The 24,475-nt window shown below is 37.0% G+C and carries 16 protein-coding genes; 7 read left to right on the top strand and 9 right to left on the bottom strand.

Annotated features, from left to right (window positions below):
* Window positions 1–111: 111 nt before the first annotated feature.
* The 5 genes from SJY09_RS06720 to SJY09_RS06700 form a co-directional block, all read right to left on the bottom strand.
* Window positions 112–1,842, bottom strand: a complete 1,731-nt coding sequence (locus SJY09_RS06720) for a RagB/SusD family nutrient uptake outer membrane protein (protein ID WP_396638192.1) — start codon at window positions 1,840–1,842, stop codon at window positions 112–114.
* 5 nt (window positions 1,843–1,847) lie between these two features.
* Entirely contained in the window at window positions 1,848–5,090 is a 3,243-nt protein-coding gene (locus SJY09_RS06715; protein ID WP_396638191.1) for a SusC/RagA family TonB-linked outer membrane protein, read from the bottom strand.
* A gap of 400 nt (window positions 5,091–5,490) precedes the next feature.
* Complete coding sequence (locus tag SJY09_RS06710) at window positions 5,491–6,687, bottom strand: class I SAM-dependent methyltransferase (protein ID WP_396638190.1); 1,197 nt, start codon at window positions 6,685–6,687, stop codon at window positions 5,491–5,493.
* Window positions 6,688–6,694: 7 nt separating this feature from the next.
* Window positions 6,695–7,795 (bottom strand): AI-2E family transporter, encoded by a 1,101-nt coding sequence (locus tag SJY09_RS06705; protein WP_396638189.1) that lies wholly within the window; start codon window positions 7,793–7,795, stop codon window positions 6,695–6,697.
* A 3-nt stretch (window positions 7,796–7,798) separates the two neighbouring features.
* Complete coding sequence (locus SJY09_RS06700; protein WP_396638188.1) at window positions 7,799–8,449, bottom strand: DUF4159 domain-containing protein; 651 nt, start codon at window positions 8,447–8,449, stop codon at window positions 7,799–7,801.
* A 115-nt stretch (window positions 8,450–8,564) separates the two neighbouring features.
* Here SJY09_RS06700 and SJY09_RS06695 point away from each other — a divergent pair, with 115 nt between their 5' ends.
* Window positions 8,565–9,344, top strand: a complete 780-nt coding sequence (locus SJY09_RS06695) for a DUF1223 domain-containing protein (protein WP_396638187.1) — start codon at window positions 8,565–8,567, stop codon at window positions 9,342–9,344.
* Here the strand turns inward: SJY09_RS06695 and SJY09_RS06690 are convergent.
* Window positions 9,341–10,051, bottom strand: coding sequence for a 16S rRNA (uracil(1498)-N(3))-methyltransferase (locus tag SJY09_RS06690; protein WP_396638186.1), 711 nt, complete (start codon window positions 10,049–10,051; stop codon window positions 9,341–9,343). The genes SJY09_RS06695 and SJY09_RS06690 overlap by 4 nt on opposite strands.
* A 15-nt stretch (window positions 10,052–10,066) precedes the next feature.
* Entirely contained in the window at window positions 10,067–11,092 is a 1,026-nt protein-coding gene (tsaD, locus tag SJY09_RS06685; RefSeq protein ID WP_396638185.1) for a tRNA (adenosine(37)-N6)-threonylcarbamoyltransferase complex transferase subunit TsaD, read from the bottom strand.
* A gap of 80 nt (window positions 11,093–11,172) precedes the next feature.
* Between tsaD and SJY09_RS06680 the strand changes: the two genes are divergently transcribed.
* From SJY09_RS06680 to SJY09_RS06665, 4 genes are all read left to right on the top strand, one after another.
* Window positions 11,173–15,624: a translocation/assembly module TamB domain-containing protein gene (locus tag SJY09_RS06680; protein WP_396638184.1), complete on the top strand. Its 4,452-nt coding sequence runs from the start codon at window positions 11,173–11,175 to the stop codon at window positions 15,622–15,624.
* Window positions 15,625–15,793: 169 nt separating this feature from the next.
* Window positions 15,794–16,780, top strand: coding sequence for a 6-phosphofructokinase (pfkA, locus tag SJY09_RS06675; RefSeq protein ID WP_396638183.1), 987 nt, complete (start codon window positions 15,794–15,796; stop codon window positions 16,778–16,780).
* Window positions 16,781–16,803: 23 nt separating this feature from the next.
* Window positions 16,804–17,805, top strand: coding sequence for a type I glyceraldehyde-3-phosphate dehydrogenase (gene gap, locus SJY09_RS06670; protein ID WP_396638182.1), 1,002 nt, complete (start codon window positions 16,804–16,806; stop codon window positions 17,803–17,805).
* Between the two features lie 83 nt (window positions 17,806–17,888).
* Entirely contained in the window at window positions 17,889–18,740 is an 852-nt protein-coding gene (locus SJY09_RS06665) for an N-acetylglucosamine kinase (protein WP_396638181.1), read from the top strand.
* A gap of 118 nt (window positions 18,741–18,858) precedes the next feature.
* Here SJY09_RS06665 and SJY09_RS06660 read toward each other — a convergent pair whose 3' ends face one another.
* Together SJY09_RS06660 and SJY09_RS06655 are read right to left on the bottom strand one after the other, a co-directional pair.
* On the bottom strand, window positions 18,859–19,239 hold the full coding sequence (locus tag SJY09_RS06660) for a RidA family protein (RefSeq protein WP_396638180.1): 381 nt from the start codon (window positions 19,237–19,239) through the stop codon (window positions 18,859–18,861).
* A 10-nt stretch (window positions 19,240–19,249) separates the two neighbouring features.
* Window positions 19,250–21,979, bottom strand: coding sequence for a putative LPS assembly protein LptD (locus tag SJY09_RS06655; RefSeq protein WP_396638606.1), 2,730 nt, complete (start codon window positions 21,977–21,979; stop codon window positions 19,250–19,252).
* Window positions 21,980–22,123: 144 nt separating this feature from the next.
* On the opposite strand from SJY09_RS06655, the gene SJY09_RS06650 reads away from it, so the two are divergent.
* Both SJY09_RS06650 and SJY09_RS06645 read left to right on the top strand, forming a co-directional pair.
* Entirely contained in the window at window positions 22,124–23,449 is a 1,326-nt protein-coding gene (locus tag SJY09_RS06650; protein ID WP_396638179.1) for an N-acetylmuramoyl-L-alanine amidase, read from the top strand.
* A 57-nt stretch (window positions 23,450–23,506) separates the two neighbouring features.
* Window positions 23,507–24,472 (top strand): MlaD family protein, encoded by a 966-nt coding sequence (locus SJY09_RS06645; RefSeq protein ID WP_396638178.1) that lies wholly within the window; start codon window positions 23,507–23,509, stop codon window positions 24,470–24,472.
* Window positions 24,473–24,475 lie beyond the last annotated feature (3 nt).

The raw sequence follows: 24,475 nt of genomic DNA, 5'->3' as shown, positions 1-24,475 counted from the left end.
TAATGGAGGAAAACACAGCATCTTTTTTGAAAAATAATAATGTATAAAAAAAGGACAGTGCATTCTAAAATGCACTGTCCTTACTATGAAATTGCTAACTATTATTACAACTTAATACCCTGGATTCTGAGTAAGAACGCCTTGACTTAAGTCAATAGCATCTACTGGAATAGGTATCAGATCAAACGTTGCTTGATAAGGTAAAACCTTAGGTCCGAAATTTTCGATAACCCTAGTTTCATTGATGTAATACTGAGGTAAAACTGTTGTGGTAACTCCCCATCTTCTTAGGTCGAAAAGTCTGTGACCTTCCATACCCAATTCAATTCTACGTTCGTAACGTACTGCTTGTCTTGCAAAATCCGCATCTGGAAAAGAAGGGTAAAGACCTACCACGTAGTTGGCAGCGGGACCGCTTCCGTCCACAGCTTGCACTACAGAAGTATTAGCAGCTCTATTTCTTACTTGGTTAACGTAATTCAAGGCCGTAGCCAAGTCACCTGTTTCAACCGCAGCTTCTGCAGCCATAAGAAGTACATCAGCATAACGCATGATATTGTAGTTGATTCCAGAACGTTCTTGACCCCAGTCTCCTTGACCACGACTTACACCAATTTCACTCTCTTGGTACACACTCTTTTTAGGAAGGTAAGGACCGGAGATATCAGCAATTGGTGCTGCACGTATCCATTCTTTTCCAACATGTTCGCCAAAACCGTTATAATCTATACCTCTTCTTCCTATCGTATAGTCCAATCTAGGATCTACAGGAGTTGTAGTGTCAGGCTCAAAAGCTTCATCGGACTGAATATTATAATCATTCTTAAAAATTGGAACATCAGCTATATCTAAAAATGGTAAACCATCAGCGTCTACTTGAAAGGCGTTAGCTAAATCAATAGTCGGTTGGTAAAAACCACAGCAAGACCCAAATGGACCACCGCCTGGAAAGTTAAGTGTACTTCCTATATTACCATTAAAAGAGAAGCCATCATCGGCAGCAAATTGAATTGCAAAGACAGACTCAGGACCGTTTTCACCGGCAGAATTAAAATTATCTAAAAATTCTGGAGCCAAAGAAAACTCACCGCTATTGATTACCTCGTTCAGTAATGTTAATGCAGGACCAAAGTCTTGTTGATACAATAATGCTTTGCCTAAGAAAGCTTTAGCTACAACTGCGGTTGGCCTTCCAGCGTCTGACTGGTCAGCTCTGGTAGCGGGTAAATTATCAACTGCGAATTGAAAGTCCGCCTCTATTTGATCCCAAGCAGGCCCCGTATTTGGTTGATTAAACGCTAACTCTTGAAAATTTTCTACCGAAATAATGGAAACGTTTCCATAAATTTTAGTTAGTTCAAAATAATAGTGCCCCCTTAAAAAGCGAGCTTCACCTTCTTGTTGTGCTAATTTTGTAATATCGGCTTCCAATAGGTTACTTGTGTCAATATTCTGTATTACATTAAGTGCCGCGTTTGCGCGATTAACACCCGCATATAAAGCTGCAAATTTTGACCTGAAATAACCGTTACCAGTTCTAATATCGTTGGTCTCCATTTGAAACAGTTCTTCCTGATCTGCGTCATTACTTCCTTTATGCGCATCATCGGACATAACATCGGTCCACCAGTTATCTCCACTTACTCCAAATTGATTTCCAGGACTGTTGTTACGTTGTCCGTCTAAAACAGAATAAGCTCCTGTTAGTAAGAGGTCTACTCCAGTGGTATTCGCTAGAGCGTCATCACTTAATGCCCCAATTGCTGGGGTCTCTGAAAAGTCATCACCGCAGGAATACAACCCTATAAAAGCGGCAAGAACATAAATAAATTTCTTTTTCATTTTTTTTACAATTTTAAATTAATTCCAAATAAGAATATTCTTGACAAAGGAAAGGTATTATTATCAACACCAATAGTTAAACCATTATTGTCATTACCTGGACGTATTTCTGGATCAAGTCCATTATATCCAGTAATAGTAAATAAGTTAGTAGCATTTACATATAATCTAACGTTGTCTATTCCCCACTTGTCGGTTAAAGTATCTGGAAAGCTGTAACCAATAGAAAGGTTTTTTAAACGTACAAAAGAACCATCTTCTACAAAGAAGGAGTTGGGATTTGTCTCACTGTTCAAAACAGCAAAGCTTAGGGCTGGTGCATTACCATTAGGATTTGTTGTAGGATTAAAAGAGTTTAATACTCTAGTACTTCTGCTACCATCAGGAAAGGTTCCGAAATCCGTATAGATTCTATCGAAATTGTAGATATCGTTTCCTACCTGACCAGAGAAAAATGCGCTAAAATCCCAATTCTTATAATTTGCATTTAAATTAAGACCCAAAGTAAAATCAGGATGAGGATTTCCAATAAAATCCCTGTCGTCATCATTAATAACATTATCACCATTCAAATCACGGTATCTTAAACGACCTACACCGGCAGCGTCATTTGGAAAACCTTGATCTGGTCCTGCAGCTACTTCCGCTTCTGAACGATAGATGCCATCCGCTACTCTACCGAAGAAAGAAGCTAATGGTTGGCCTACTTGTGTTCGGTTAAAAATTCCCGTTCTAAACCCATTACCTAGTCTAAATCCACTAGCTAACTCAGTAACTTCATTCTTGTAGGTTGATATATTCAATGCCGCTCCGTAACTAAAGTCTGTACTTGCTTGGTTCTGGTACGCAATACTAAAATCAACACCAGTATTTTCTACTGAACCTAAATTCACGAAAGGAGGATTGGCATCGATGGCCGTATCTCCAATAATCGTTAAATCTTGGTCAATAAGGTCATTGGTGGTCAGTTTAAAATATTCAATTGACATGGTCAAGGCATTGTCAAAGAATCCCATTTCCGCGCCTATGTTCAAGGTTTCACTCGTTTCCCAAGTCAAATCAGGATTACCCACTTGTGAAAGTATAGCACCGGTTGCAGCTGTTCCCGATCCATTAAATGCAAAGTTCGCTTGTTGATTGTTCAGCGAAGAAATGTTTTGCGTAGGATTACTTACCGGTAATTCCTGATTACCTAAGGCACCCCAAGAAAATTTCAGTTTTAATCGATTCAGAATTCCATCCTCTGGGAAGAAACCTTCGTTACTTACAATCCAACCGGCACTGAAGGCAGGGAAAACACCACTTTGGTTATCCCCTAAAAATCTAGAAGATCGGTCTCTACGCACTGTAGCCGTCAATAAATATTTGTTATCATACGAATAGTTCGCCGATCCAAATATCGAAGACAAGGTATTTTCAAAGTCGAAAGTTTCACCTGGGTTAACGATAGGCGCACCGGATGCATTACTTAATTGGTAAAAATCTGGGGTTTCAAATAGAAAACCTGTTGCTGATACCTCGAGCGACTTACCTGTAACGCTGTTGGCCTCGTAACCTAGTAATGCATTTACATTATGTTTGCCAAAAGTTTTTACATAGTTCAGGGTATTAGTCCAGGTCCAATTATAAAACTGAGCATTACGTTCCCTTAAATTATTTGTAGCTCTTGGTTCCGCAGATTCTGGATCGGTAGCTCTAAAGTCACGTAAATTGTTTAAACTAATGTCCCCACCAATTACGGTTTTTAGATTGAGACCATCTGCCAATTCTAAGTTAGCGTAAACATCTCCTAAAATTCGGGTCTGCTTATTAAAATCATCTGCATCCCTATTTAGTATTGCTACAGGATTTTCCGCATTGGAAAGACCCCTAGAGTTAGCGTAGGTGCCCGCAAACCTTCCTTCGCTATCTCTAACAGGTACGAGCGGACTAATACGCAATGCTAATTCCGTTACATTGCCGACTCTTTGGTTACTGAAAGACAAGTTGGCATGTTCACCAATAGTCAAACGATTTCCGATTTTATACTCAGAATTGAAACGTAATTGCCCTCTTTTAAAGCCTGTATTTAATTGAATACCATCTCTATTAAGGTACCCCGCGCTAAAAGAGTATTTTCCACTTTCGTTACCATTAGATATAGTAGCGCTAAAATTCTGTGCCGGGGCAACTCTAAAGATTTCATCTATCCAGTTTGTACCGCCTGGTCTCACATTTGCGGTAACTGCTTCGCCAGTTCCTTGAAGTGAAACACCTAACAATTGTGATGGAACAGTTGGGGCACCTCCATTAGGAAAATACTGTGGATGTGTTATAGCATTTACATCTCCACCAGTTCTTATGGCATCGTTAAGTTTACTTTCAAAAATAACATCTCCCAGTTGTTGGGCATTTACTTGTTCTGGAAGATTTGCTACTGTCGCAAAACCACTAGAAATCTCAACATTGACAGATAGCTTGTTTTGGTTGTAAGCACCGTTTTTCGTTGTAACGATAATTACACCGTTAGAGGCTCTTGCACCGTAAATAGATGCGGCACCATCTTTCAGGACATTCATCTGCGCAATATCGGCAGGGTTAATGTTATTCAGAATACCAGGGTCAGTGGTCTGTAATCCATCAATTATATATAGAGGGTTATTATTGTTTGGCGTACCAAAACCTCTAATACGCACAATGGGATTACCACCTGGAGTACCGGCATTGGTAATAGTTACTCCTGTTACCCTACCTTCCAAAGCCTCTGCAACGTTTACAAGGGGTTGCTTTGTAGCTTCGGAAATATCTACCGATGCAACAGAACCTGTTAAATCTCCTCTAGTTTGAGTTGAATAACCAGTTACAATTACTTCGTCTAGTGCAGCGGCATCCTCTGAAAGAGTTGCGTTTACAACGCTATTACCACTTACAGCAATTTCTTGACTTTTAAAACCAATGTAGCTAAATACCAAAGTGGCATCAGCATCTACGTCTAAAGTGTAGTTACCATCAAAATCGGTTTGCGTACCATTAGTTGTACCTTTTACCACTACACTTGCTCCTGGTAAAGGAGAACCTGTATCATCAGTAACCGTTCCCGTTACTGTAGACTGCATTGAAATATTCAATGTGTCGTCTAAAAAAGTTGTTGTTTCGTTTGCCTGCACTATTTGAGCGCCGAGACAAACAAGCATCGATAATAGACCCATTTTGAGAGGAAAGCCTCTTCTCTTGGATCTTACCGACTTGTAATCATGTTGTTGATTCATAATCTTTTGTTGTTTGTTAGTTTAAATTAATTTAAAAAATTCTGACTTTATTAAGCATTTGCTGACCACACAAAAATGTTAAAAAAAGACAAAATTTAGCATAATGATAACAAAATTAAGTGATAAACCTAATATTCATACACTACTTTTTTGAAGAGATAATAACGAAAATATCTTAAATTATTGCTGAATCATTACTTTATAGCCTATGTATTAAGGCTTTATGTTATTTTAATAGACAGAAATTATCATTTTGTCAATCCTTGTATTTTAACAATTCAGAAGCAAAATGTTACTGTTTATAGGTCTGTCGCGCACTGCTATAACGTTGTAGTTTGTGCTACTCTAACGTTATAGTTTTATACTATTTGTTAAATTATTATGTTAATATTTTAATACCTTATTTGGACTTAATGTTAGGCACTTTAACGCACTGAATCACGACTGACTTGTTGTTTAGATCCTTTGTAAAAAAAAGATAGTTTTCACCACCATCTTTCAGTTTTAATCTTTTTCTTATCGATGAGACGGATTCAGGAAAATTTCTGACGGTAACATTGGCTTTTGTAGCACGTATTTGTTTTAGCACATTTTTATTGTAAGCTAAAATTTCTAGGATTTTGAACCTTCTTCCTGGAAAGTCCTTAAGATTTTTGGAAGTGTATAAATGAGAATGTTGGCCAATTTTATGAAAACCAAAACGGTTGCCGATTAATTTATAAGCACCTGATTTTAGTATGGCCGCGTTAGGTTCGTATAGATAGTTTAGCGGTAGAGAAAAATCAGCTATAGCTTCTTTTTCTTCATGTTGCTTAAAAGTAAAGGTGTCGCTCTTATATTTACCTAAATTAACTGTCTTGATGATGGGTTTACCCGAAAACCCCTTTTCTAAGGCCCAGATAATTTCCTTTACCTCATTATCTAAAGCTATAACATGAATTGTTTTTACATACCTTAATTGACCTAACCCTGCCTTAATGTCTAATAAAGGTCCTGTCTTTATAAGAATATGATCGGATTTCGTAAAAAGAAATTCTAGATGTTCTGTAACATCTGGTTCACAATCAGAAAGAAAAAAAACTTTCTTCTTAGCTTCGTTTCTTCTAGATGGGTCTAGATAAATACAGTCAAAAACTAGATTACTGGTTCTTAGAAAAGCAAGGCCATTCTCTGGGATTACTTTTATATTGGTTACCTTTAGTATGTTAAAATTATGTTCTGCAATTTTAGAAAGTGCCGTATTCTTTTCTAAATGCCATATTTGCTTTATGTTCTTACTGAAAGCAAAACTATCCACACCAAATCCTGCGGTTAAATCCAATAGCGTTTCACCTTGAACAAGAGTAGCTTTGTAATTTGCTGTTGACTCGGAAGAGGTTTGGGATAGATTTAATTTGTTGGCGAAATAGATTCCTTTCGTATTGAACCAAGTTGGCAGTTTTTTTTTGATTGCTGATTTTGCTTCTATTTGAGCAGCTATTTCCTGTGATGTACAACCCGGAAAGGGAGATTTTTTAAGTACTATTTTAGTTACATCTTTGGTAAGATGCTCCTTAATGTATTGCTGAACTTCAGATTTGAGTAAATTTAAATTCACTAGTGCGCTATAAATTCTGAGTCATGGACCTGACTATTTTATTATCTGATAAAAACTCCTTCAGAATTACCTTGATAGCAGTATATCCCGGAACGGCAACAATCATCCCAACTACACCAAATAACAAGCCAGCTATAATAATGACTAAGAATATTTCTAATGGATGAGATTTGACACTATTAGAAAAAATTAGCGGCTGAGAGAAAAAGTTATCTACTAATTGTCCAATGACAAGCCCTATGAGCACATAACCCGTCTTAGGAAGGATTACAGTGCTAAAATCGAAACCAAGATTACTGGTCATGGTTAGCATAATCATAATAACGCCTCCTATAATAGGACCTATGTATGGGATAATATTGAACAAGGCACACAGGAAAGCGATTACAATAGCATTCTCAATACCAACTATTAAAAGGACTATGGTATAAATAATGAACAAAATGAATATCTGTAACAGTAATCCCACAAAATATCGCGAAAGTAAATTGTTGATTTTATCAATTGAATTGATAGTACCACCTTCTTTTGTTTTAGGAACAAATGTTAAAAGACCATTCTGAAAAAGTTTACTGTCCTTAAGAAAGAAGAAAGAAATGAATAAAACGGAAAAAAGACCAATACTTGCTGTTCCAAGAACATCTAAAAATGAATTTAAGAAATCCGGTATAAAGCCAAGGTCCAAACCTTCTAGAATATTCTTTTCAATTTTTGCATCTTCAATAACATCTTCCACTACCTCAGAAGACAAGCCTAAATATTGGGTTATTTGGCCGTATAGTTTATTGATGCTGTATTGGAGTTCGTCTATGTTTAAAAGCGACAAATTTTTACTTTGCTCGGAGATCAGCGGTATAAATAAAGCTACAATACTTGCCAAGACACCTATCATAATTAACATAGCAAGGATAACGGCTAAAATGTTAGGAAACTTAAGTTTTCTTCTTAAAAAAATAACAATTGGTCTTCCAATAAGCGCAACTACAGCAGCTATTGCCAAATAGGCTAGTACAGAGCGGATGATATAAAGGAAGTATAAAAGCAGTAAAATACCAGTGATAATACCCACTGCTCTTAATATGCCATTGGCAATAGTTTTAGGTTTCATGATTTAACTTTTAAAAACATAAGAGATAATATTAGCTCCCATTTTAAGTGCTTTAGCTCTAGTTTCTTCCGAATCGTTATGGACAGCCGGGTCTTCCCAACCATCACCTAAATCCGACTCAACGGTGAACAACAGAATAAGTCGGTTATCATGAAAAATACCTAAAGCTTGTGGCCTATTCCCATCATGCTCATGAATCTTAGGAAGCCCTTCCGTGAATTTAAATTCTTGAGAAAATATGGGATGGTCGGCGCCCAATTCCTCTAAGGACTTATTCGGAAATAATCTAATAATTTCCTTAATTACATAGGGCTTCATACCGTAGTTGTCATCTATATGTAGAAAACCACCTCCTAAAAGATACTGTCTAAGGTTTTCAATTTCTATATCGGTGAAGACGACATTGCCGTGCCCTGTCATATGCAAGAGCGGATATTGGAAAAGCAAACTGTTATCAGCTTCTACTGTTCCTGGTTTTTCATTTATTTGTGTTCCGATATTCGCATTACAAAACTTAATTAAATTGGGTAAAGCGGTAGGGTTGGAATACCAGTCTCCGCCACCGGGATATTTTAAAATTGCAATATCCTGTGCGTATCCCTCCGAATTCATAAATAAAAGCCAAAAAAAGAAAATGGCTGTAAGTTGTTTCATATGTAAACGAATAAACCTTTATCAAATTTACATATAATCACTTTGAAACAAATCATAAGTTGGGTTGATAATTAGGCAAGTGGTTTAAAATATGTAAGCTTTAAAATTTTTAGTGATGAAAAAATTAATTCTTCCTGTATTATTTAGTGCAGTGTTAATGTTAATGGCGTTTAAGGAATATAAAATCTCCAATGCGGTTATTCAAAATGATAACGTAATGACTTCCGAGCCCGCCAATGGTCTAGTGGTCCTTGAGCTATTTACTTCTCAAGGATGTTCTAGTTGCCCACCTGCAGATGTACTCTTAAAAGATGTTCAAAAATTATATCCGGATAACGTGCTTGCGCTCTCGTACCACGTCGATTATTGGAACTACATTGGTTGGGAAGATCCTTTTAGCTCTAGTGATTATACCCAAAAACAACGAAATTATAATGTGAAGTTCAGAAGTAGAAGTAACTACACACCTCAACTGGTCATAAATGGAAAGGAACATCTGGTAGGGTCGCACAGAGCTAAGATAATTAGTAAAATAGATTCGTATAAGAAGCTAGGACTTAAAAACCTTGTACATTTTCAAGGAAAAAGAACGGATGATAAATTTCTTTTCAATTATGATATTAGTGGTGATTTGAAGGAGAAAAAACTGCGTATTGTAACTGTTTTGAATGAGCGTATTACTACCGTAAAAAGAGGGGAAAATAGAAATAGAAGCCTAAAAAATTCTAACATAGTAGTCGGGGAGAAATCAATTCCGTTATCAACTGGCAAGGGAGATGGATTTGTATCTATTCCAGCTCTGGCGACGAGTAAGGATAAAGTTTCAATCTTTCTTTTGGTGCAAGATGCTAATCTTGAGATTACGGGAGCTTCAAAATTGACTGTTATGAATTAACCATTGTTTATCATTGCTACGGTAGCACAAGCCACAATACCTGCGGTTTCGGTACGTAATCTATTTCTACCCATGGAAACCGGTAGAAAACCATGATTAGCGGCCTGTTTTATTTCGGCTGGACTAAAATCTCCTTCAGGTCCTATTAATATGGTAACCGGTTTATCCGGGGCAACCCTTCTTTTGAGTTCATATTTTTCTACATCTTCTTCGCAATGCGCCACAAAAAGCAAGCCTTCCTTCGGCTGCTTTAAAAATTCTTTAAATAAAACGGGTTCGTTAACTTTTGGTAAATAGGATTGAAAGGATTGTTTCATGGCAGCTTGCACCACTTTTTTTAAACGTTCTATCTTAACAATTTTCCTTTCGGACCTATCGCAAATTATAGGTGTTATTTCATTTACACCAATTTCGGTAGCCTTTTCTAAAAACCATTCAAACCTTTCATTGGTTTTGGTTGGCGCAACGACCATATGTAACCAATATCTTCTTGGGATAGTATGCGAAACTTTTACTATGGAAACAGTGCACTTTTTGAGGTGGTCATCAGTTATAATTGCATCAAAGAAATCTCCCTTTCCATTTGTAATTTGCAATTGATCGCCACGTTTTCTTCTCAGCACTTTTATAATGTGCTTACTCTCCAAGTCATCAAACTCAAAACTTGTTGTAGATTTTGTTAATTCGGAATTAAAAAACAATTGCATAATTCGTTTTTAAAATTATATGATATATCTGGCTTTAGCAGTAACATCCTGCGTTGAAAAGTCTTTGTTCAAAAACTTGAGATACCCAACGATGCCTATCATAGCAGCATTATCCGTGCAGTACTCAAATTTTGGACTGTAAGTTTTCCATCCTAAATTGGATTCAGCTTCTTGTAAAGCTTTTCTAATTCCGGAATTAGCGGAAACACCGCCTCCTATTGCTACTTGTTTAATTCCCGTGAATTTGACCGCTTTTTTTAGTTTACCCATTAATATGGCAACTATAGTGTGTTGTATAGAAGCACAAATGTCCTCGAGGTTTTCTTTGATGAAATTTGGGTTTTCCTTGGTCTTTCTTTGAATAAAATATAAAATACTGGTTTTTAAACCGCTAAAACTAAAATTTACACCGTCTACCTTTGGTTTTGGAAATTCAAATCGTAGGGGATTACCCTTTGCTGCATACTTATCTATTAGCGGACCTCCGGGGTAGGGCAGGCCTAATATCTTCGCACTTTTATCAAATGCTTCTCCCACAGCATCGTCCAAGGTTTGTCCTAGGATTTCCATTTTAAAATAATCGGCCACTTTCACTATTTGTGTATGGCCTCCGCTAATGGTTAATGCTAGAAATGGAAAAGTTGGAGGGGACATAGGCTCTTCTTTTATAAAATGAGCCAAAATATGTGCCTGCATATGATTTACTTCTATTAAGGGGATGTTGAGTCCCAATGCCAATGATTTCGCGAAAGAGGTCCCCACCAAAAGCGAACCCATTAGACCAGGACCTCTGGTAAAGGCTATGGCTGATAACTGATTTTTATCGATATTTGCTTTAGCTAACGCTTGATTTACTACGGGGACTATATTTTGTTGGTGTGCACGCGATGCAAGCTCTGGAACTACGCCTCCATATTCCTCATGTATCTTCTGATTGGCAACCACATTACTGAGCACAATATTGTTCTGAAGTACTGCGGCCGAAGTATCGTCACAAGACGATTCAATGGCGAGAATATAAATAATTTTGCTTTCTGGCATTTTTGGAATAAAAATTGGATGATAAAGGTAAAACATAAAGCGCTATCAAAAAACTAAGGAAAATACTGATCCGGACATTATTGGTACTGGTATTGATATGTGTTTTAGGCACTATTGTGCTTTCCCTTGAAGTGGTGCAGACCAAGTTGGCAAACTATGCTACCACTACCATAAATAAAGAATTTGGCACCAATATTAATATCGAGAAGTTAAGGGTATCCCTCATTACGTGGGATACGGCACTAAAGGGTGTGTATATTGAGGATTATCAAAAGGATACACTTTTTTACGTTAATGAACTTAAAACATCAATTTTAAGCGTTGGTAATCTTGCCAAAGGAAAATTAGAGTTTGGAGATATCAACGTAGATGACCTGCACTTTAAATTAAGAAACTATTACGGTAATCGTAACACCAATCTAGAAGTATTTATAGATAAATTAGACGATGGTAAACCTAGGGCTCCTGGAACTCCGCCATTTTTCTTCTCTTCTTCTTTTGTAGCTATAAAACATAGTAAATTCCAGTATATCGATGATAATCTTGAGAACGCCGAAGTGTTGTTATTCAAGAAATTGAACATACAAGCAAACAATTTTCAAATACTTGGCCCTGAGGTTTCCGCAGATATTGATAAGATGTCTTTCTACAGTAAAAGGGGACTTCAGGTAGAGAACTTAAAAACAGAATTTAAGTATACCAAGCAACAAATGCGTTTTGATTCTTTGAACATAAAAACGCCTTTGTCCAATCTTGATGGGAATTTAATATTTAACTATAACCGGGAAGATTTTAAAGATTTTCTAAATAAGGTTAACGTGGAGGCGGATTTTCAGGAATCTGTAGTCGCTTTTGATGAGATTAATTTAATCTACAACGAATTTGGTAAAGGGAAGATAGCCACATTAACGACAAATATAAACGGAGTTCTCAACGATTTAAATACGGACGACCTTTTTTTATTTTCCGATAATACGGGAATACGGGGAGATTTTAATTTTAAGAACTTATTCAATAAACAGAAAGGCTTCACGCTAGATGCTAAGATGAAGAATGTAACTAGTAGTTACTATCAGCTTAATGCTTTGTTACCTAATTTAATCGGTAATTCTTTGCCTTCCACATTTAGCAAATTAGGACAGTTTACGATAAGAGGAAATGCACTGATAACGGACTCGTCAATAAATGCAAAGGTAAATCTTAATACGGCTGTTGGCAGTAGCTATGCGGATATAGTGATAACAGATTTCAATAATATAGATAATGCTGCCTATAAGGGTTTTGTTTCTTTGATAGATTTTGACCTAGGTGATTTTGTAGACAGTAAAAGTCTAGGAAAAACTAGTCTGGATTTTAATGTAGAGGGCAAAGGTTTTGTGAAAGAAAAACTGAACACCGAAGTTATCGGACAGATATATTCCATTGAATTTAATCGATACAATTATAAGGATTTGAAAGTCTCCGGTATCTTAAAAGAACAGTTGTTCGATGGCTCTTTGAATAGTAACGATGAGAATATAAAGTTTGATTTTAAGGGATTGGCGGACTTTGGTGAGACAAGGAATAATTTCAATTTTAAAGCAGCTGTTGCCTATGCTGATTTTAAAAAGTTGAATTTTATAAACGATAGTGTTTCCATATTTAAAGGTAATGTTGATATGGATATTAATGGCACTTCTTTGGATAATATTGTTGGGGATATAAACTTTAGTCAAACCAATTATCAAAACGCCAATGACACCTATTATTTTGATGATTTTGCCGTAACCTCTACCTTTGAAAATGATTCCATAAGGACTATTAAAATAAATTCTCCGGATATCATTACTGGTTATATGAAAGGTGATTTTAAAGTCAAGGAGCTCGGGAAACTAGTTCAAAATTCCTTAGGAAGTATTTACACCAACTATAGACCTTTCCAGATATCAGACGGTCAGGACTTAACCTTCAACTTTAAAATTTACAATAAAATAGTTGATGTTTTTTTTCCGGAAGTTAAGTTTGATCCGAACACTTTTATAAAAGGTAAAATAGTGGCGGATGAAGGGGATTTTAAACTCAATTTTGAGTCCCCAAGTATAGAGGCATTTGGAAACAGTGCTGATAATATTGAAGTGAAGATCGATAATAAAAATCCTTTGTTCAATACCTATGTTTCTGTTAGTGATTTAAATACGCCTTATTATAATCTAAAGGATTTTAATCTTATCAACACCACGCTTAAGGATACATTGTTCTTTAGGTCAGAATTCAAGGGAGGAAGTGAATTTGATGATAGCTACAATCTTAATTTTTACCATACTTTCAATAAAGAGAATAAATCGGTCATAGGCTTAAAGACCTCGGATATCAGTTTTAAAGGAAATACCTGGGTTTTGAATAAGGACGGTGATTCTAAAAACAAGGTTATTTTAAATCGCTCTTTGGATAGCATTACGATTCAGGAAATAGTAATGAATAATGAGCAAAGGGAACAAATACGACTCAAAGGCCAATTGGCGGATTCTACGTATAAAGATTTGCAATTACAGTTTAAAATAGTTTCCCTAAACAAAATAACCCCAGTCATAGACAGTCTTAAATTGCAAGGGGAAGTCAACGGAAATCTAAATGTTTTACAAAAAGACGGTATTTATTTACCATCTTCTAATCTAAATATCGAAGGCTTTGGCATCAATGATATGGACTTAGGAGACCTAGCCATCAGTATTGTGGGTAATAGGGATTTAACCGAGTTTCAAGTAAACTCTCAACTTTCGGATAACGGGGTTGAAAAGTTTGCCGTAGTAGGCAAGCTGGACAATAAGAAAAAAATGCCGACAGCGAATTTGATAGCTAATTTCAATAATTTTAATTTAGAACCTTTTAGTCCGCTGGGAGAAGGGGTAATAGACAAGATTCGGGGCGCCTTGTCCGGTAGAGTTAATATAACAGGAGATGTTGATAATCCTGATTTTAACGGACTTTTAACCTTAGATGATGCCGGTATTGCCATTCCTTATCTTAATGTGGATTACGGTTTTGGTCCGCGATCACGGGTACGACTGCAAAATCAGACTTTTAATTTTGAAAACATAGCGTTAAAAGATGTATCCAAGAACACAAAAGCGACCCTAGATGGTACTATTTCCCATAGTTATTTTGATAATTGGGTGCTTAATCTTAACGTAGATACGAATAATGATCGTTTCCTTATTCTTGATAAAGATTTTGAAGAGGGTGTTTTATACTACGGCACAGGTTATTTGAACGGTACAGGTCGTATTTATGGGCCAACGACCGCATTGAACATAGATGTAGATGGAGAAACTGCAAGGGGAACATCCTTAAAGATACCTTTGAGCGATGTGGCGAGTGTTGGTGATTATTCTTTTATTAATTTTATTGAGAAGAACGATTTAAAGACAATTGCCGAGCAACGACAATTAAAGGATTATCAGGGGTTAGAGTTAGAATTTAACCTAGATGTTACCCCTGAGGCCGAGGTGGAAATAGTTACGGATACCAAAACGGGAAGTTCCTTAAAAGGTACTGGAGAAGGGATTATCCTAATACAGATCAATACGAACGGAAAGTTTGAAATGTATGGTGATTTTGTTGTAGTGACGGGAGAGTTCAACTATAAATTTGGAGGTATTATTGATAAAAAGTTTACGGTAAAACCTGGGGGTACCATAAATTGGGATCAAAAACCACTCGAGGCCAACCTAAACATGGAAGCGGTATACGCTTTAAATGCGAATCCTGCACCCCTATTGGATGATCAAGGATTTACCAGAAGAATTCCGACAAATGTCGTTATCAAATTAACAGAAGAATTGGAAAGCCCCAATATTGAATTTGGAATAGATTTCCCTGGCACCAATTCTATTGTTAAATCAGAATTGGAATATAGACTTCAAGATCCAACAGTAGAGGAGAAAAATGCTATTTTTCTATTGGCGCAGGGCACCTTTGTAAACGATCAAAGCGGAATTAATCAACAGGCGATTACAGGTAATTTGGTGCAAAGTGCCTCCGGTATACTTAATTCCATTTTAGGAGGAGGTGATGATAAACTAAACTTTGGTCTCTCTTATGAACAAGGACTTCAAGACAGAAACGCAGCCATAGAAACAGATGATCGTATTGGGGTTACGGTATCCACCCAGATAAGTGACAGAGTATTATTCAATGGAAAAGTTGGGGTTCCTGTAGGCGCTTCTAGTGAAACATTAGTTGCTGGTGATTTTGAAATTCAAGTGTTGTTGAACGAAGAAGGGACATTAAGCGCCAAATTTTTTAGCCGCCAAAGCGAAATACAAACGTTCCTGCCAGATCAACAAGGTTCCACGCAAGGAGCAGGACTTTCCTATGAGGTAGATTTCAATAGCTTTAAGGAGCTTTTTCGAAAAATACTTCGTAAAAAGGAGCAACCGGAAAGGATTGAAAAGCCAGAAATCCCGCAAGATAGTTTGCAAATTCCGACGGTCATGGGCAAAGATAGTCTCCTTAACTTTTATGCAAAGCCTAAGACTAAATCCATTCAATAGATTTCAAGTAACAGAATGATGTCTTTTGTTATGAAATTGTTAGTAATCTTCATTTATGGGTTAAAATAAGGTAACGAAAACGTTTTCTTTGGTTGGTGATTTAAAAGCAGGCCCATTCTATTTCTTTATTGCTATAAGTTTTAGTAATTTCGTTGGCTTAATTTTTTTCATGTCTACAAAAATCAAGAAAATAGCAGTGTTGACCTCTGGTGGGGATTCTCCTGGTATGAATGCGGCTATTCGCTCCGTGGTAAGAACCTGTGCCTATTTAAAGATAGATTGCGTGGCAATTTATAGGGGTTATCAGGGTATGATAGAAGGAGATTTTAAGCCTATGGACGCCCGTAGTGTTAATAACATTATTAATAAGGGTGGTACCATTTTAAAATCAGCGCGTTGCGAAGATTTTAGAACTCCTGAAGGTAGAAAACAGGCGTACGACCAGTTGGTCAAAGAGGGTATAGAAGCTTTTGTTGTTATAGGTGGTGATGGTAGCTTTACCGGAGCAATGATATTCAATCAAGAATATGGCTTTCCGGTCATAGGAATACCCGGAACCATTGATAACGATATTTTTGGCACCACGTTCACCCTAGGTTTTGATACTGCTTTGAATACAGTTGTTGAGGCGATAGACAAGATAAGGGATACCGCAAGTTCTCATAACCGATTATTCTTTGTTGAAGTAATGGGAAGGGATGTTGGTCATATTGCCTTAAATGCTGGCGTAGGAGCAGGAGCAGAAGAAATCTTAATACCGGAAGAGAATTTAGGATTAGATCGTTTATTGGAATCACTGAAGAGGAGCAAGCAGTCCGGAAAATCTTCTAGTATTGTAATTGTTGCGGAAGGCGACAAATCTGGTAAAAATGTTTTTGAACTTAAAGAATACGTTGAGGAACATTTGCCGATTTATGATGTGCGAGTTTCTGTGTTAGGTCATATGCAGCGTGGAGGTGCTCCTTCTTGTTATGATAGGGTGCTGGCTAGCAGAATGGGCGTTAAGGCCGTAGAGGCTCTTTTAGAGGGTAAAACAAGCTTAATGGTCGGCGTTCAAGATAATCAGCTCATATTAACACCAATTAACAAAGCCATAAAAGGACACACCAAAATAGATAAGGAACTTATTAGGGTGTCAGAAATAATGACAACATAATTTTAATTTATAAAAACAGGAAAATGTCAAACTTAAAAATAGGAATTAACGGATTTGGTAGAATCGGGAGACTGGTTTTTAGAACAACGGTAAAAAGAGGCGATGTAGATGTAGTGGCTATCAACGATTTATTGGATGTAGAACATTTAGCTTATTTGTTAAAGTACGATTCTGTTCATGGAAAATTCGATGGTACCGTTGAAGTTAAAGATGGTAACTTAATAGTAAACGGTAAAACGGTAAGAATTACCGCAGAAAGAGATCCCAAGAATATTAATTGGGATGCTGTTGGTGCAGAAACGGTAGCAGAATGTACGGGTATATTTACCACGCTTGAAACAGCGCAATATCATATAGATGGTGGTGCTAAAAAAGTAGTTATTTCTGCACCTTCTAAAGACGCTCCTATGTTTGTTGTTGGTGTAAACCATAAAGACGTTAAGGCATCAGACCTAATTGTTTCTAATGCATCCTGTACTACCAATTGTTTAGCTCCTTTAGCTAAAGTTGTTAACGATAACTTTGGTATTGAAGAGGCTTTAATGACCACGGTACACGCAACTACGGCAACACAAATGACTGTTGATGGTCCTTCTAAGAAAGACTGGAGAGGTGGTAGGAGTGCCATGTTAAATATTATTCCGGCATCTACAGGGGCAGCAGTTGCGGTAACTAAAGTAATTCCTGAATTAAAAGGAAAACTTACAGGTATGGCATTTAGAGTGCCAACTGCAGATGTTTCTGTAGTAGATTTAACGGTAAAAGTTAAAAAAGAAACTTCTTTGGAAGAGATTAAGAAGGCATTTAAGGCTGCTGCTGAAGGAGAATTAAAAGGAGTGTTAGGATATACGGAAGAGAAAGTGGTATCTCAAGATTTCATTGGAGACGCAAGAACAAGTATTTTTGATGCAGGTGCTTGTATCGAATTAAATTCTGGTTTCTTTAAGTTGATCTCTTGGTATGATAACGAAGCAGGTTTCTCTAATAAAATGGTTGATTTGATTCAACATGTAAATACCCTGTAGTGCACTTAATGTTAATATAGGTTTTCCTGAAAATGAGGCATTTTTTCCTTATTTTCAGGATTCTTTTTTAAATAGACGAGGATATGATTTTAATTGTGGATAGCGGAGCTACAAAGTCGGATTGGATAGCATTGGATGATAAAGGCGAACAGCTTTTTTTAACACAAACATTGGGGCTTAGTCCAGAGGTGTTGACTAGGGAAGTAATCGAAGATCGTTTGGCTAATAATTTCGAGCTTTCTAAAAACAAAGAGAACGTATCTCATCTTTATTTTTATGGTGCGGGTTGTGGAACGGATCGTATGAAAAAATTTCTTAGGGACATCTTTAGTGATTTCTTTCCAAATGCAAAAGCCGAAGTAAAGGAAGATACCTATGCCGCTATATTTGCAACAGTTAAAATTGGTCACCAGGGGATAGTATGTATTTTAGGAACGGGGTCTAATTGTAGTTATTATGATGGACATCAATTATTCCAAAAAGTAACTTCCTTAGGGTATATTCCAATGGATGATGGCAGTGGAAACTATTTTGGACGTAAGCTAATACGTGACTATTACTTTCATAAGATGCCTCAGGATTTAGGGATTAAATTTGCTAAACAATACGATTTAGAGGCCGATGTTATTAAGGAAAATTTATACAAGCAGCCTAATCCTAATACGTATTTAGCCACTTTTGCCCGTTTTTTAATCGAGAATAAAGATCACCCTTATGCTAAAGGAGTTATAGATAAAGGCTTTCAGCAATTTATCAATAATTATGTGATGCAATTTGAGCTTGCTACTAAAGTTCCCATAAATTTTGTGGGAAGTATTGCCCATTACCTGAAAGAAGAATTGATTAACGTTTTAAAACGTAACGATCTTATAGTAGGTGTTATTAGGCAACGTCCTATTGAAGGTTTAGTAGAATTTCATAGAGATAACATGTAAAATCTTCAAATTATTTGAAGCGGCGCACCATGGGTTTTTAGAAGATTTAAAAAAGAAGTTTGTTTTACAACGAGCGATAAATATGGAATTCGCTTTTTTTAAAACAAAAACCAAAGAACTACTTAACGGCAATCATAGAAATTTCGACGTTTACGAACTTCGGTAAATTGGCTACTTCTACTGTTTCTCTAGCTGGAGCTGTTTCAGCCTCAAAATAGGTGGCATATACTTCATTTACCTGAGTAAACTGATTCATGTCGCTCAAAAAAATTGAGGATTTAACCACGTTTTCAAAATTCATTTCTGCTTCTTCCAAGATAACTTTAAGGTTCTCCATGGATTGCCTTGTTTCTTTTTTTATGTCTCCTTCTACAAGCTTTCCTGTTTCAGGATTTAGCGGTATTTGACCTGAAATATAAAGGGTGTTGCCACTTAAAATTGCTTGGTTATAAGGACCTATAGGGGCAGGTGCTTTTGTGGTGTTTATTATTTTTTTCATAAGTATATAATTAGTTTCTGATGGGTTGACTTCGATTTTCCCACTTTAAATCACTTAGTATAGAGGCATCTATTCCTATAAAGAAGTACCATCGCTTAAATTGTCCAAAGGGTGTCCAGTTAAAACGCATATTAAAACTACCTAAGTTTCGCTCAAACCGTAGCTGAGTCAATGTAAATCCTTGGTTTTTAAAATCATAACCGGAGGAGCCTCCAACTTTCCAGCGAGGAGAAAGCTCTATGTCCCCTGAGAACATTAGGGAATGACTACTGAATTCATTTTGTCTTGCTGTATTGGTGAAGTTCGCAGAGTATGCAAGCCTAAAATTCCAGGGTATTTTAGTTCCAAAAATTGGGTTCTCAATATCATCATCCTTTTTTGAATTCCTAACGGGATTGTCAGAGAAACTGTCTGCGCGTCCAAATAGGTCGTCAGTGCGCCCACCACTTTGAGCTACATAATCGAATGGGTCCGTTTCTTCTTCCTCTTCTTCCTTGTCTTTATCTTTCTTACCGAACATTTCACTGCTAATGGAGTAGGTGATGTTGGCATTTGCCCTTGTCAACCTTAAAAGGCTTCCCCCATTATCAACGTTGAAGGTATTTATGCGTCTTCCGTTATTATCTATGGCGTAAGGGTCTAGATTGGCAGAAAAGTTAATGGACATTTTATTATCAAGAATATTTGTACCTCCATTAATACTTAAAGGGCTAAGTCGTAAAGAATCGGATTCTAGATTGTAACCGGTAGTGATATTAAAATTACTAAGTATCGGAACCTTTTTCGGTTCTAATTTAGTAGAATCCTTATCTCGTACCTTTGCTTCAAGCGTGTTTGCTAAAGAGAAATTAAAACTATTTGATTTTCCGAGTCGTGGAGCGCCGTTCAATGTTCCTTGAAACCTACTAAATTCTACTACGTCTCCATTTCCATCAATATATTGGTCATAAAACTGGTCAAATGAAGGCGCGTAGCCATAGCTCAAGGAAGGGCGCATGACGTGCCTTATGGCTTGTATCTTCTTGTCTTCTCCGAAATTAAAAGTGCCGTACACCGTAGTACCTATACTTGCACTGAAATTGTATTGATTATAACGGTCAAAGCCACTAATGGTATCGGTAACAACTGTATTCGTTTCAGCATCAAAGCTTCTGTCAAAGGTTTCTAAAGTCCATACATCTTCATAGCTTGCTCCCATACTTACACTAAAAAATTTTGCTACTTTAAAGTTGGTACTTATTGGAATACGATGTCTTGCGCCAACCCTGGCATTATCGAACATACGACCAGTCAAAAAATCTTCGTCATTGGTAGTAAGTCGGTTTTGAGCATTTAAATCATACTGAAAGTTAATATTTTGAATAAGCCCTTTTTTAATACCGTCCCTTTTTGCAAACGGGAAAATACGTTCCATACTAGCTTGTAACGTAGGTAATGTCATGGTGATATTATCGGTGTTAGAAGCGGTGGAGGTTGGTGATGTTAATTGCGAATGTGTGGCCGTTAAGCTCATGTTTACCGAGGGGTACGCTGGAAAAGTCTTGGAATATGATATGGAAGATGATAGTGTGTTGTTCTGCGTGTTCGGTAAATTTCTTTGTTGAAGGGAGTTTCTGAAAAACTCACTACTCCCTAGATTTACAGAAGCGGAAAACCTAGAATTTGGACTTGCTTTTGTATCTTGAGAATGAGAAATTTGAATATTATAATTAAGTGTTTGGCTAAAATCACTGAACCCTTTTTGACTTCGAATCAAATTCTCATACCTAAAGTTGATATTCCCACGATATTTATATCTTTTGGTGTAAATAGATGCGGCACGTATTCCCCAGCTTCCATTGGTATAGAAATCCCCTGAGAAGGTAATGTCCGCATAGTCACCCAAAGGCACGTAGTAACCCATATCCTGTAGAAAGTAACCAGTGTTGGGATCATTTCCAAAGTTTGGCATTAAAATACCGGCAGACCTACCTACGGATAGCGGAAAATAAGCAAAGGGCATGGCTATAGGCGTAGGTACATCTGAAATATATAGATTACTAAAACCTGCAATCACTTTCTTTTTTGGTACAAATTTAGCCTTACGAATTCTGATGTAGTAATCTGGATTTATAGTGTCCGTTGCTGTTGTTAATTTACCTTCACTTAAAAAATAAACCGAATCGTTCTCCTTTTTTGTGATTTCGGCGTACACTTTCATGGCGTCGCCACCCAACGCGCCAGCATCTGCCTGTTGCTCTGTTCTAGAATTCCAAATCAGGGCTTTTTGGGTGTCAAAGTTAAATCGAATGGAATCCGGGATAACCACATTAGAGCCTTGTTTAAAATAGGGTAGCTGCGTGTAATTACCTAAGGAATCCACCATACGACCGGCGTAAACTTCGTTCTTAACATAGTCCATGATAATAATACCGGCCTTTAACTCGGTATCCTGGTAATAAATTTCTGCTTCGTTATACAAATATATTTTGTTCTCCTTTTGACTTAGTCTTACGTAGTCTTTAGCCTTGTACGTTATCTTATCAAGAAGTAAGGGTTGTTTTTGATTTGGGGAGTCAATCGCCAAGGAATCGGCCACAATACTATCCGTAACTACTGGGCTAGGAAATAAAGGAGCTATAATCGTATCCCTCTCTGCTTTGATAGGAAGAGGTACAATTTTATCCTCTTGAGCTTGCAATGAAATTACACCAACAAAAAGGAATAACAGGAAAAGTAAGTACTGTTTATTTGATTGCAAGGCTATATATCCTATTTTTGTAAAGGTTTGGCGGTCCAATGAGCCATTGGTTTCAGATGTCAAACTTACATATATTTTTTGTTCCCTTCGCAGGGTATTACCATAATTTTAACCATGACAAGGGCGTTAAAACCCCATAGGAATATGAAAATTAAACAGCTATCTACCTTAGTTCTTATCGTAGTTTCCTTACTTACATCCTCTTTTAATGACCTAGAGCAGCCCAATATAATGGACGATCCTTTTGTAGTTGTTTTGGATGCAGGCCATGGAGGTCATGACCCCGGTAATTTGGGTAATGGTTATTTGGAGAAAGATATTGCACTCAAAATAGTGCTAAAAGTTGGTGAAATTTTAAGTGCTAATAAGGATATTAAAGTAATTTACACCAGAAAGGATGACACTTTTATTGATTTATTTGTTCGGGGTGAGGTAGCCAATAAGGCCAATGCAGACCTATTTGTATCTGTACATTGCGACTCCCATTCGTCCGATGCTCACGGAGCAGGGACATTTGTATTAGGGCTTCATGCTAACAAACAGAATTTTGAAATCGCAAAGAAAGAAAACTCGGTTATTTATTTAGAGGATAATTATGAAACCCGGTATGCAAATTATGATATTAACTCACCAGAATCGGTTATTGGATTAACCATTATGCAGGAAGAGTTTTTGGACCAAAGTATTGCGCTAGCGAAGATTATTCAAGATAATTTTTCGAAAAAATTAAAAAGAACCGATAGGAAGGTAAAGCAAGCAGGTTTTATAGTTTTACACCAGACTTTTATGCCGAGTGTACTTGTGGAAACCGGTTTTTTAACGAATAAAAATGAAGGTGCTTATTTAAACTCAAATAAAGGTCAGGCGGAGATGGGAACTGCAATTGCCAACGCAATTTTGAACTACAAGGAGCAAACACAAAACAACGTTGCTCCTAGTTTTACGGCGGAAAATCCAGCTACGGTTGATAAGAAAGAAGCTCCAGAAATAGTTGAAGCCGGTGGGGAAGAAATAAAAGAAGAGATGGAGATAAAAAAAGTAATGGAGCCAGCTACACCAGTGGTTGCTAAAGAAACAACGGTGGTAAACGAAGTCATGGAAAAAAAGCCGGCTGTATCTTCTCCTGTAATTGCTGATAAGAGTGTAGAAGAGGACATAAAAGCAGTTGTTACAAAAAATAGTTCTGAAACAGAGAAGCCTAATAAATCCATAATTTTTAAAGTTCAATTAATGGCGAGCGGAAAGAATCTCCCCTTGACATCAGAAAATTTTAATGGACTTGGAAGACTTTCAAAAGAACCGTACAAGAATTTATACCGTTACCTCTATGGCGAAACCGCATCTTACAGAGAAGCTGAAATGATGAAATCTAATGCTGCTATAAAAGGATATCCAACGGCTTATATTGTGGCCTATAAGAATGGGGAAAGAATTTCAGTTCCGGAAGCACGGAAACAGGTTGCGCAATAAACACCCTTTGGTGTAATAATTATTCCTAATTTTGTTTGGAATCATAAATCTATTCGTTTGAAGCTATCAAGGGAACTTAAAACTGGTGTTATCGTTGTAGGTGGAATTCTGTTGTTTATTCTAGGATTCAGTTATTTGAAATCAACGCCTCTTTTTGACAATAGTAAAACACTGTATGCGGTTTATCCTAACGTAGGCGGATTGCAAGCGGGCACCATGGTCTCCATAAATGGTTTTGGTGTAGGTAAGGTGAACGACATTAAATTTATAGATAGTCAGGGTAATCTATTGGTTACGTTTACTGTTAGTAGTGAATTTGAGTTCTCCAAGAATAGTAGGGTAGAACTCTACGATACGGGTATTATTGGAGGTAAAGGGCTGCAGATAACCCCCATTTTTGATAGCGCTCCCAATGCAACCTCGGGTGATACTTTGCAGACAGATACACGTCCAGGACTTACGGAACTTGCGCAGCAAAAATTGACTCCCCTGTTTAAAAAATTTGAATCTGCCGTTACCGATGCGGATTCGGTATTGATGAACGTAAACAATGTTTTGGACACCAAGACAAAAAAAGACCTTCAGCAAGCGATTAGTGGATTAAGCGAACTTATGGTGAGTTTAAATGGTAGTGCAAATACCTTGAATTCAATATTAAAAAATAACGAGGGGAAACTGGATAATTCACTAACCAATTTTGAAGTGCTAACTGCTAATTTTGCCAAATTATCAGATTCTTTAAATAATGCTGGTTTAGGAAGAACGCTTTCAAGTTTAGAATCAACCATAGCTAATTTGGATAAAGTAATGGTCAAAATAGAGAATGGAGATGGTACTTTGGGTAAATTAATGAATGATAAAGAGCTGTACTCAAATCTCAACAGTGCATCGCGAGAACTAGATTTGTTGCTACAGGATTTTAGGTTGAATCCCAAGCGTTATGTTAATGTTTCGGTATTTGGGAAGAAACAGAAAGAATATGAAGTTCCGGAAGATGATCCCGCTCAAACAATAGAAAACTAATTT

Source organism: Maribacter sp. R77961, assembly GCF_044594925.1.
In the GTDB taxonomy this organism is placed as follows: domain Bacteria; phylum Bacteroidota; class Bacteroidia; order Flavobacteriales; family Flavobacteriaceae; genus Maribacter.
Note: the sequence above shows the minus strand (reverse complement) of the source record. Positions and strands in the feature narration are given on the sequence as shown.